This is a genomic window from Halobacteriovorax sp., from assembly GCF_041587335.1.
Lineage (GTDB): Bacteria > Bdellovibrionota > Bacteriovoracia > Bacteriovoracales > Bacteriovoracaceae > Halobacteriovorax.
The window spans coordinates 1-11,720 of the sequence record NZ_JBFGYP010000099.1 but is presented as its reverse complement, the minus strand read 5'-3'; the positions used below and the strand labels follow the sequence as shown (position 1 = coordinate 11,720).

The 11,720-nt window shown below is 36.6% G+C and carries 11 protein-coding genes; 2 read left to right on the top strand and 9 right to left on the bottom strand.

Going from position 1 to position 11,720, the window contains the following annotated elements; genetic code table 11:
• The first annotated feature begins 244 nt into the window (after positions 1 to 244).
• The gene (gene ggt, locus ABX784_RS12485; protein WP_372655383.1) at positions 245 to 2,032 is read left to right on the top strand and encodes a gamma-glutamyltransferase; all 1,788 of its coding nucleotides are present in this window, start codon (positions 245 to 247) and stop codon (positions 2,030 to 2,032) included.
• A gap of 55 nt (positions 2,033 to 2,087) precedes the next feature.
• Here the strand turns inward: ggt and ABX784_RS12480 are convergent, their stop codons facing one another.
• The gene (locus ABX784_RS12480) at positions 2,088 to 2,312 is read right to left on the bottom strand and encodes a hypothetical protein (RefSeq protein WP_372655382.1); all 225 of its coding nucleotides are present in this window, start codon (positions 2,310 to 2,312) and stop codon (positions 2,088 to 2,090) included.
• Between the two features lie 161 nt (positions 2,313 to 2,473).
• The gene (locus tag ABX784_RS12475) at positions 2,474 to 3,496 is read right to left on the bottom strand and encodes a hypothetical protein (RefSeq protein ID WP_372655381.1); all 1,023 of its coding nucleotides are present in this window, start codon (positions 3,494 to 3,496) and stop codon (positions 2,474 to 2,476) included.
• A gap of 277 nt (positions 3,497 to 3,773) precedes the next feature.
• Between ABX784_RS12475 and ABX784_RS12470 the strand changes: the two genes are divergently transcribed.
• Complete coding sequence (locus tag ABX784_RS12470) at positions 3,774 to 4,676, top strand: hypothetical protein (protein WP_372655380.1); 903 nt, start codon at positions 3,774 to 3,776, stop codon at positions 4,674 to 4,676.
• A 60-nt stretch (positions 4,677 to 4,736) separates the two neighbouring features.
• On the opposite strand, the gene ABX784_RS12465 is transcribed toward ABX784_RS12470, so the two are convergent.
• From ABX784_RS12465 to ABX784_RS12435, 7 genes are all read right to left on the bottom strand, one after another.
• A complete protein-coding gene (locus tag ABX784_RS12465) occupies positions 4,737 to 5,270 on the bottom strand; it encodes a hypothetical protein (RefSeq protein WP_372655379.1) in 534 nt (177 codons plus the stop codon).
• 186 nt (positions 5,271 to 5,456) lie between these two features.
• Positions 5,457 to 6,392, bottom strand: a complete 936-nt coding sequence (locus tag ABX784_RS12460; RefSeq protein WP_372655378.1) for an ABC transporter ATP-binding protein — start codon at positions 6,390 to 6,392, stop codon at positions 5,457 to 5,459.
• 1 nt (position 6,393) lies between these two features.
• On the bottom strand, positions 6,394 to 7,362 hold the full coding sequence (locus ABX784_RS12455; protein ID WP_372655377.1) for an ABC transporter ATP-binding protein: 969 nt from the start codon (positions 7,360 to 7,362) through the stop codon (positions 6,394 to 6,396).
• Positions 7,363 to 7,364: 2 nt separating this feature from the next.
• The gene (locus ABX784_RS12450) at positions 7,365 to 8,249 is read right to left on the bottom strand and encodes an ABC transporter permease (RefSeq protein WP_372655376.1); all 885 of its coding nucleotides are present in this window, start codon (positions 8,247 to 8,249) and stop codon (positions 7,365 to 7,367) included.
• A gap of 5 nt (positions 8,250 to 8,254) precedes the next feature.
• The gene (locus tag ABX784_RS12445) at positions 8,255 to 9,271 is read right to left on the bottom strand and encodes an ABC transporter permease (protein WP_372655375.1); all 1,017 of its coding nucleotides are present in this window, start codon (positions 9,269 to 9,271) and stop codon (positions 8,255 to 8,257) included.
• The gene (locus ABX784_RS12440) at positions 9,271 to 10,866 is read right to left on the bottom strand and encodes an ABC transporter substrate-binding protein (RefSeq protein ID WP_372655374.1); all 1,596 of its coding nucleotides are present in this window, start codon (positions 10,864 to 10,866) and stop codon (positions 9,271 to 9,273) included. Before ABX784_RS12440 ends, ABX784_RS12445 begins: the two co-directional genes overlap by 1 nt.
• Positions 10,867 to 10,986: 120 nt before the next feature.
• The coding region (locus tag ABX784_RS12435) for an endonuclease I family protein (RefSeq protein ID WP_372655373.1) at positions 10,987 to 11,720 on the bottom strand (734 nt) is incomplete at its 5' end.

The window sequence follows — 11,720 nt, the reverse complement described above, 5'->3', positions numbered from 1 at the left end:
CTTCGGAGTATCTCTTCTTTTAGTCACGATCTTGAATAAAGGTGAAGAAGTACTTAGGTTTGATGAGCTTTCTTGATACGAAATATCATAAGTCTTTGAGTTCACATATTAATCATTTGTAGATTTAGAGTGTTTTACTTGCTGTGTTATTTCTTCTCGCAGTATAGGGAGTAAACAAGTTATTCTACTAGTCAGTTCTTCCATAAATAGTTAGAGTATTTAGACGTAAAATCTAGAGGTAATTATGAAAAAAATATATATGCTTGGCTGTTTAGCTACTTTGGTTTCTTGTTCTGCATTTAAAATGTCGGTTCCTTATGAGAAGGAGATTCATTATGTGAAACTGGCCGAAGGTCAAAAGAAAGAAGATCACGAGAAAGTTACAAAGAAAATTAATATAGTAACTCAAGGCTCCTTTGCCACAAAAGCGGCCTATAAAGTATTTAAGAAGGGTGGAAATATAATTGATGCTGCGACTACGGCCTCATTTGTATTGGCCGTCGAAAGACCTCAGTCTACTGGTCTTGGTGGTGGAGGATTTGCTCTTTTTCATGATGTTAAAAGAAATAAAGACTTTCCACTGACTGTGGACTTTAGAGAGAAGGCACCTCTTAACGCCCACGAGAAAATGTTCTTAGATGAGAAGGGGGAAGTTATCTCTAGGATGTCTATTGATGGCATATTCTCTGCGGGAGTTCCTGGAATGGTTGCAGGAATGATTGAACTTCATCAGAAGCACGGAAAGCTTCCACTAAGTGTTGTTTTAGAAGATGCAATCTCTCTAGCAAGAAATGGTTTTAAGATTTATCCAGAACTTGCTTATGCAATTTCAAGAAGAGAAAATATTATCAAGAGATACAAGGCAACGTGTGAAATCTTTTGTGACAAAAAAGGAGAAGTTCTAAAAGAAGGTGACCTTTTAGTTCAAAAAGACTTATCTAAGACTTTGGAGATTATATCTAAGAAGGGAAGGGATGGTTTTTATAAAGGAAAAATAGCTAAGTCTTTAGTTAAAGAGCATAGAAGGCTAAATGGTCTTATGACTCAAAAAGACCTTGATAAGTATAATGTAAAATATAGAAGCCCAATTAGAGGTGACTACAATGGATATGAAGTTTTCTCTATGAGTCCTCCAAGTTCTGGTGGGGTTCATATTATTCAAATTTTAAATATTCTTAGAAATGACAAGCTAAGCACTTATGGAGTTCAACATTCTAAAACGGTACATCTAAGGGCCTCTGCAATGCAGGCGGCATTCTCAGATAGAGCAAAATATCTTGGAGATACAGACTTTATAGATGTTCCAGTTATGGGGTTAACATCTAAGCAGTACGCAGATGATATACGTTTCTCTATACCGGAAAATAAAGCTCTAAATTCACTTTGGTCAAATATGAATGACCCTTTTAAGTTTGATGCAAAAAACGATAGTGAACTTGTTCATAAGTACGAGTCTCCTGAAACAACTCACTTTACAATCGCTGATGGTGAAGGAAATGTTTTTGTTTCTACTCAAACTCTAAACGGATACCTAGGATCTGGAGTCGTTGTTCCTGGAACAGGAATTCTTCTCAATAATGAAATGGATGACTTCGCAACTAAGCCTGGAGCAAAAAACTTATTTGGAGCCGTAGGTGGTGAAAAGAATTTAGTCCAACCAGAAAAAAGACCTCTAAGCTCAATGTCTCCTACAATTGTTACAAAAGATGGTAAGGCCGTTTTAGGTCTTGGTTCTCCTTCTGGAACTAGAATTCTAACTTGTGTCGTACAGACGGTTATGAATTACCTAGACCATAAGATGCCACTATACGAGTCTATAGCTGCTACTAGAGTTCATCATCAATGGAAACCTAATGTTCTCTATGTAGAAGAGAGTGGGCTTCCTGCTAGGACTATTAAAGAGCTTAAAAGAATGGAACACGAAATTGAATTTAAAAAGCTTGGTTGTAGAGTTCAGGCAATTTCAATGGAAGATGGAAAACTTCATGGAGTTTCAGACCCAAGAGGGAGAGGCCTAGTCTTAGGCGAGTAAGATTACTAAATTGACCCTTAAGAAAAGGGTCAATTTAATTATATATTTAAATTTATTATTGAAGTGTAGAAGCGACGTATAGTCTAAAGCACTTATCCTTAGATCTTCGTATCATGCAAGATCCTTTTTCACGGCTCTCGATAAGAAAATCATAGAAGTCAGGAATATCATCAGCTACTTCTAGTACTGACTTTCCTTCATGCTCTCCAAAGTCAATTACGACTTGGCACTCGTCAATGATTCCTGTCACAGGACTAATTTCTTGTTGATTCGACGCCATGTTCCCTCCTTAGAACGAAAACGAAAATTTCAATTGAGCAGTGAGGAAAATTTGCGGTCCGTGCAATATTTTCCCTCTTCTCAATGATGGAATACTCAAATCGAATTGTAAAAGAAAAAAGTAAATAATTTCATAGAGTTAGATTAAAATAGTCGGATACTTTAGTTGTTTTTGAAGAAGACACTTTTAAAGTAAGTCACTATTAAACGAAACTCTGTAGGGTAGTCTTCGCTTATCAGTGCTTTCACTAAATCTAGTGAATCAAATAGGGATGTGGCACTCCTATAGGGCCTTGGAGTGATCATAGCAGCAATTACATCCGTAATAGAGACAATCATTGTTTCAAAGCCACTAATCATTTTAACACTTCTATCATCTAGTTTTGTTGTGTCTGGTATATGTAAGTCATTTGCTAGTAGAGAGAAAAGGTGATGGTTCTCTATCACTGCAAGATGAGCAGGGGAAAGCTTTATTCTTCCCTGAAGGATTTGAATACTTGTCGTTGGGTGAGAACTTAAAAGCTCAGAGTCATCATCAGATAGAGATGTTTGATCATACTTCTCTACAGGAATAACACTCATTCCAATATCTTTGAAATAACTTGTTATAAAGAGAGATTCTACTTCTTTAAAGCTATAGACATGACTCTGCTTTAGTATGCCTATAAGAAATAATGAGGCGAGTAGAGGTTGTGCAAAAATAAAGTGATGTTTTTGCTTAATAAACTCTTTATAAAGCCTTTCATGAATCTCTGGCCTATCGTATAAGAAAGCGCAAAGGTTTTTCACAGATTGATACTGAAGGTTTAAAGTGTCATCGTTAGTAGGGTCAGAGTACAGATAACTCATATTCAGCGTTAGTAAACTGATCTGCTTTCTACCTTTATCAATTGGGTCTCCAATAGATAAAGATCTTGTGACAGTTCTTAGATTATTTTGCTGAAGCTCTATCAAGCTCTTTCTGAATTCTTGATGTACAAATATAGTAGAGTGATTCTTTGCAATAAGGTCTTTTAAAACTTGTCCATTAATAAAGGAATGCTTTCTTAGTATTAACTTAAAAAGTCCATCAGACATTCCAAAAATATCGCACGGAGTTTCCCCCAAGTAGAATAATTCTCTTATGGACACAGGGAGAAGTTTAAAGCTTAGTGAATTTTGTTTTAAAGCATCGAAAGCAGTCATATATCAATGATATCGTTAATTTAAATTACTGTCGATTTGAGTTCTGAGGGGAATAATTTGTCTTAAAATCAGGCGATATGTCTTAATAATTTATTGATTTGCTTATATTGTTGGCACTTTTAAGTAAATTAGGAATACCGAATATACTCTAATAAACTCTTAAGTGTTTAAAAATAAAGATGACTCTCAAGTTAACTTAATTTAACTATGATCTGTGCCTGCGATCCTTATAGTATAACTAATCGAATCTCTTGGATCATAAAACAAAGTGGGACATATGAATTTTGTTGATTATATTCAATCTAGCTCTTTTAAAGAGAATTATAAAATTAGCGCTAATGGTGAGTTATTTTTTCATTGGGCAAATTGGAGAGAGACTTGTCAGTTACAAAAGAAATCTCATGGAGATGGAACTCACCAAGTTGAATATATAGACAATGCTCTAGAGTTTTTAAAAGCTAAGCCTATTTGGTATCAAAGAAACTTTAAAACTGTAAAATCAAATCTCTTTGAATTATATGAGGCCTATTTGGATCCAAGACTAAAGGCCACGTGGCATGATTTTCAAAAGAGCACTTTAGTATCTCTTCATCATGAGGCCGGACCATTTATATCTCTTACTTCTATGAGGTGGATGGATAAGTCTGTATACAGCCTCTTTGTCTATAGAAAGCTATTAACTGGTTACTTACCTTTAAGAGACTTTAGATTATCTGCGGATATTAACCTTGTCGCTGAGATTAATGAGTCTCCACTAAATACCATTCATGTAAGGCTAACTCAGTTATCTGAAAAAGGATTGATTCTATCAATTGATGGACATGACTATAATAAAATACTTAAATGTGAAAACATTGCAATGAAGATAAATATCAATTCTTTTAAAAACACAGACTCTTTTAAGTCTGTACAAAAATTTAAATCTAATACTGAAAAAGCAAATGATACTCTAATTATAAATGGGAGTAGTCTTGCAAATATGAGCAATAGAAATAATGCAAACTATAGTAGTGGAGACGAGTACTTCTTCTACGTTCCATATTCAGAAGTAAACTTATTAAAATCTGATGAGGACTTAGGTAAGGTCTTTGGTGACGTTGTTGCTATTGTTGAGAAAGAGTTTAAAAAGGAATTAATGAAAGTTTCTCTTAAAGATGAACTCGAGTTAGTGGCCGCTTAATTTACTTAAAAATTGGAAGTAAGCAATAAGAGGCCATTAATGATGGTACTTCTTTGGGATTCATCTTTTGACTTCAATGTCTTTTATACCAACAACCCCAAGAAGAAATACTTTATTGGACTTTAAGTGGAGAACTTGAACTCTCTCTCCATCCTTTTGAACTTCCCATTGATCTCCAATTCTATCTATTTTTAAGTCATAACTCTTTCTTGTGCCTTTGGCCCCATTATATAGAGTGTCTAGCTCTAAGTTCCCACCATTATGTGAAGCAAAGTTATCGCTCTTTAGATTAACGACTTCATACTTATCTCTTTTTTCAAGATTTACACCTTCTAGTATTTTATTAAGAGGAATTAAATCTCTAGATACTTTTGTCTTAGAGTCATAGGTATCTTTATAGAATTTTAATATGTCTGAGTTTTTATCAACATCAATCACCATCTTAAAGACTGTAGGAGTGTCGTCGTTAGTGATAGTCACGAGCTCTTTTTCAGATGCTAATGCACTGACTGATGTTAAAGATAGAAGTAAGAGAACTGTAAAAAGTGTTTCTTTCTTAATTAATGAATTAATTACAAGTGAATTACTCTTCATTTCTTTTTCCTTTTTTAAAGCTATGTGTTGCGTACGATTATGCGATAAGTGTGCCAAAAATTAGCAAGTGAATACATTAGCTTAGAGGTTAGGAAATTGACCCCATGGGTGACTGGGGTCGAAAAGGCATTCTTATTTAGTGTCAGCAAGCACCTCTCTGTAAGAATTACAGAGAGAGTGTACTTTTTATACCTCGAAACAAGCTACGCTTCGTCCGTCTTTAATTTCTAAAGCTGGAGTATCTACAGCGCAGCGATCTGTAGCAATAGGGCAACGCTTATGAAAAGCACAGCCTGTCGGTGGATTAAGAGGGGAAGGGAGTTCGCCTGAGATAGGCTCATGCTCATCCTTATCTTGAGAAATAGAAGGTGAACTTGCAATAAGAGCTTTTGTGTAAGGGTGGAGAGGACTATCAAAGACTTTCTCTCTAGGCCCATACTCAACAATCTTACCTAAGTACATTACAAGAATATCGTCACTTATATGTTTAACGACATGAAGATCATGAGAAATAAAAAGGTAAGTTAAACCCATTTCATCTTGAAGCTCCATTAGAAGGTTTAAGACTTGTGCTTGGATAGAAACATCTAGTGCTGAAACTGGTTCATCACAAATAAGTATCTTTGGGTGTAGAGCAAGAGCTCTGGCTATTCCAAGTCTTTGTCTTTGACCACCTGAAAACATATGTGGATATCTCTGTGCCATCTCTGGACGAAGACCTACTTTTTCCATCAGCTCACAAGCTTTATCAAAACATACTTTCTTTGAAAGTTTAGAGTTAATTAATAGTGGTTCACTAATTAATTGCCATGCTTTCTTTCTAGGATTTAATGATGAGTAGGGATCCTGAAAAATCATTTGTATTGCACTCTTAAAGTCTGACTTACTAAGTGAGGTAACTTCTTTATTTTCAATTTTTATAGACCCATCAGTTCTCTCTTCAAGGGCCATTAATGCTTTTGCTAAAGTCGACTTACCACATCCAGATTCTCCTACGATTCCAAGAGTCTTCTGCTTTGTCACTTTAAAACTAACACCATCAAGTGCCTTAACTAGGGCACTTTCTTTGAATGATTTTGTAATAGGGTAGTGTTTCTTTAAATTTTCAACTTCTAAAATCATTTTAACCTTCACTCATTGGAAAGAAGCAACTCACTTGATGGTCTTCTTGATTTAACATAGGTCTTGAGCTGGTACACTCTTCCTTAGACTTAAAGCATCTTGGGTTAAACTGACAACCACTTGGTCTAAATCTTAGGTCTGGAACCATTCCTGAAATTGACGAGAGATGCGCTCTAAAGCTTGTATCGCCACTTCCTGGTAGAGAGTCAAGTAGACCTCGAGTATATGGATGCTTAGGAGCGTGAATAACTTCCTTAGAGGTTCCTGATTCTATAACTTCACCAGCGTACATGACTTGAATTCTGTCAGCATTTTCAGCTACAACTCCCAAGTCGTGTGTTACGAGAATCATGGCCATATTATTTTTGGCCTGAATGTCTTTAAGTAACTTTAATATTTGATCTTGAATCGTTACATCGAGTGCCGTTGTAGGCTCATCTGCAATCAATAATTTAGGATTACATGCAATGGCCTGAGCAATCATTACTCTTTGGCTCATCCCACCAGAAAGTTCGTGGGCATAAGACTTTGCTCTCTCTCTAGGAGCTGGAATACCAACCTGATCTAGAAGTTCAAATACAAATTCTTTTCTCTCTTCTTTAGAAAGGTCTTTTCTATGAAGCTCAAGCGTTTCTTCTATTTGGTAGCCAACAGTAAAACAAGGGTTAAGTGCAGTCATTGGATCTTGAAAGATCATTGCAATGTCTGCCCCTCTGATTTTCTGCCATTGTTTTTCTTTTAGCTTTAATAGCTGCTTACCTTCAAACTCTAATTTCTCAGCGCTTAAATCTGCTGTATCTGGCAATAGACCCATGAGTGCTAAGTTTGTAATGGACTTACCACAGCCTGACTCACCAACAATTCCAAGAGTCTCACCTTGCTTAATACTAAAACTAAGATCTCGAATGGCGTGAATAACACCTTTAGAGGTTTGAAATTTTAAATTTAAGTTTTTTACATCTAATAACATAACTACCTCTTAAGCCTAGGATCTAGAGCATCTCTAAGCCCATCACCAAGAAGGTTAAAACCTAGAACAGCTAGTAAGATACATATTCCTGGTAGTGTTACCATCCATGGAGAGCTCTCTATAAAAGGTCTAGCATCAGCAAGCATTATTCCCCACTCAGGAGTCGGCGCCTGAGCTCCTAGTCCTAGAAAGCCAAGTGCTGCGGCATTTAAGATTCCATCACTAAAGCCAAGGGATGCTTGAACTATAAGTGGCGCCATACAGTTAGGAAGTATCTCAAAGAACATAATTCTAAGTGAGCTTGCACCAAAAGTTTTTGAGGCCATTACATATTGTTTTTTCTTTTCTGCTAAAACAGAAGCACGCACAATTCTAGTAAAGCCTGGTATCGCTACTATTGCCACAGCAATAATTGCATTTGAAATACCTGGGCCCATCACTGAAACAACCACAATCGCAAGTAAGATCGAAGGGAAGGCCATGAGAATATCAATCATTCTCATAATAACTCTATCAACCCAACCGCCGTAGTAGCCTGAGAATAAACCTAGAATAGTTCCTATCCCACATGAGATGATGACAACAAAGAAACCAATTAACATGGAAATCTGTGCACCATAAATAAGTCTACTAAGTAAATCTCTTCCAACGTCATCAGTTCCAAATATATATTTGAATGACCCACCTTCTGAAAATGAAGGAGGTATTCTCAAATACTCAGGGTCAATACTTGTTGGCCCATAAGGAGAGAGTAGTGGAGCGAGTAGGGCAATTAGCGTAAAGAGAACAATGATAATAAGACCAAAAATGGCCCCTTTGTTCTTTGAGAATTGTTGCCAAAACTCTACTAGTGGGTGATCTATTTTTTCTTCTATATTGTTTTCCATTTAACCTATCTCATTTTTGGATTAACAATGGCGTAGATAAAATCTACCATTAAGTTAATCAGAACAATCATCGTTGCAATGAAGAGCACTCCACCTTGAATGACTGGATAATCTCTTGCATTGATACTTGCCACTAACCACTTTCCAATACCTGGCCAAGAGAAAATTGTCTCAGTTAGTATTGCTCCAGTAATGATTGATCCAAATATTAGACCTATTACTGTAACAATTGGAATAAGTGCATTTCTTAGGGCATGAACTCCAATAATCTTTCTTATTGGTAGCCCTTTAGCTTTTGCAGTTCTGATGTAATCTTCACCAAGAACCTCAAGCATACTAGATCTTGTCATTCTTGCCATAACTGCTAGAGGGATAGTTCCCATTGCTATGGCCGGCAGAATAAGATGTGAGAGAGTTGAAAGAAACGGTCCAATCCCTTCACTTGCTAAGTTTCTTGGAAGTAGGGTATCGATTAACATAAACCCTGTGACAACTTCTACATCATACATAATTGAAATTCGCCCAGATACAGGAGTGATTCCAAGTTGAACGGAGAAGAAGAGAATTAGTATAAGTCCCCACCAAAATATTGGCATTGAGTAACCTACTAATGAACCCCCCATTAAGAAATAGTCATAGAAAGAGTTTCTCTTTATCGCTGCCAAGATTCCAAAGGGTATTCCTACTATTGCAGCAAAAGCAATGGCACAAAGCCCAAGCTCAAGTGTTGCTGGAAATCTAGCAAAGAACTCACTTGTTACAGATCTCTTAGAAACAATACTTGTTCCTAAGTCACCATTAAATGCTTTAGATAAAAATGAGACGTACTGCTCATGCATCGGTAAGTCTAAACCTAGTGCCTTTTGCATTTTTGCATAGACAATAGGGTCAGCACCACGCTCTCCAAGCATTAGCATTACAGGGTCACCAGGGACTAAGCGAATAAGAATGAAGGAGAGAATAGAAATCCCTACTAAAGTAGGGATTAAGTCTAATAACTTTTTAAGAATGAATTTTAGCATTATTTTAGTTCCACAGTTCTAAAGATATCTCCACCTAGTGGATCAATCTTATATCCTTTTACTTTATTGCTCATAGCTCTAAAGATAATAGAGTGTGCAATTGGAACCCATGGAGCTTGCTCTTTAAAGATAGCTTGGGCCTTCTCATAAAGAGATGTTCTCTCTTTTAAATCAGTAACTCTCTTGGCCTTTACTACTAATGATTCGAAGTCTTTGTTACACCATCTTGCGTAGTTTGAACCAGCTTCAACTGCTGAACAACCAAGTAGAGTGTAAAGGAAGTTATCTGGATCTCCATTATCACCAGTCCAACCAAGTTGAACCATTGCATGCTCCCCAGCAGATGACTTCTTTAAGTAAGTAGGCCACTCGTAAGATACTAGCTTAACTTTAATTCCAATCTTTGCTAGATCTGCTTGCATCATTTCACCCATCTTCTTTCCATTTGGATTATAAGGACGAGTTACAGGTAGAGTCCAAATTTCTGTCTCAAAACCGTTTGGGTATCCAGCTTCACTTAGAAGCTTCTTAGCTTTTTCAATATTGTAGTCATAATCAACAACTGAATCGTTGTAAGACCAGATTGTTGGAGGAAGTGGGTTCTTCGCTACTTTAGCGTGTGATAAGTAAATAGCATCAATGTAAGCAGACTTGTTTAGTGCATGGTTTACTGCCTGTCTTACTTTTAAATTACCAAATGGCTTCTTTAAAACATTCATTGCAAGGTAACCAACATTAAGTCCTGGGCCTTGAAGTAATGTAACTTCTTTATTCTCTTTCATTGAATCTAAATCCGCTGGAGATGGCTCAATGATTAAGTGACACTCACCAGTTTTTAGCTTTTGGTATCTAACAGAAGCATCTGGAGTAATAGCAAATGCTAATCTGTCTACTTTCGCTTTCTCTGCAAAGAAGTCTTTGAATGCTTCAAACTTGATAATGTTATCTTTTTGATATGATTTGAAAACAAATGGTCCTGTTCCAACTGGAATATTATCAATATCGCCAAGCTTGTTCTCTTTGATTAGCTTGTCTGCATACTCTTTTGAAAGAACACTCATAAAGCTCATGGCCATATTTGCTAAGAATGGAGCCTCTGGCTTATTAAGAATAATCTTTATTGAATGCTCGTTTACTTTAACGATATCCTTAATAAGATTACCCATGTCCATTCCGTTAAAGTACTCATAAGTACCACCACTTACTTTGTGGAAAGGATTAGACTCAACTCTCATTCTATTAAAAGAGAATAGTACATCATCAGCGTTAAAATCACGCGTAGGTGTAAAGTACTTAGTTGTATGAAATTTAACCCCTTTTCTAAGGTTAAAAGTATATTCAAGCTTATCTTCTGAGATATCCCAGCTCTCTGCTAGTGCAGGAACAATTTTTGTTGATCCATGCTCAAACTCTACTAATCTATTGTAAATAGTGTGGGCCGAGGCATTATTAGAAGTACCGTCTGTTGTGATTTGAGGATTGAATGCGGTAGGGCTGCCTTCTGAACAGTAAACAAATGTCTTCTTGCTTGGGCCTTCTTTTACGCAAGATGTGAATAGTGCGCAAAGGGCCATAATTGTTGCCAATTTTTTCATGGAAAGATACTCCTCTCGATTGTATGTGTAAGGAGAAATACTACCTACAAATGGGGAGTGTTGACAAATGAATCTGTGAAAACTTATAGATGCAAAGAGTCTATAGTAATTATATTTTTTCTAAAAATCCTCAATAACTTCAACTAGACCAGGCTGATCTATAAATGGATTTGAGTTACCTTGTATATTTAGTATTTCACTATTTCTATCGATTTCATTTTGGTCGACTGGGTCATCGTTATGCCACTTTCTAAGCCACTTCTCTTCAGCCGGTGAGATCTCTTCTCCATAACGAACTGCAAAGTAGAACATTGCTCTTGCTACTTCGCCACGGTGCTCAACTGGTGGCTCAAAACATGTCCCTAGTCTTGGAGCATTTCCAAGGCTAGACATATTATTTGTCCACTGAGTCTTACTTACTTCGCAAAATGGATAGCTTGATCTTATAGAGTTAACTTCTGAGTTTGCAGGAAAGATGTGGTGCAGGTCACTAACGGCCGGCTTTTTTCCAGCGCCCTTACTTTTAGGCCAGGTATGCTCTGCATTCATAACTCTATGGTTAGGAATTGATCTAGTCTTTATACACTCTTCAGAATAGACAGAACAAACCTTACCACTGTGGTTGTCGATTCTACCAAACATCTTAACTCTTGCTTCTCTGTAATTTAGGCTACGTCTTTGTCTGATTATTGAACTTAGAACATTCTTTGCACTTTGATCACAAGAACCTATTAACTTCTTGTATTTAGACTTAATTTCTTTTGATCTCGTTAAGCTCTTCCAAGCTGAATCACAACTCTCTGTTCTTGCAAAAGCAGAGGTACTAGTAAGGAGGGTAAAAAGACATAAAGTAG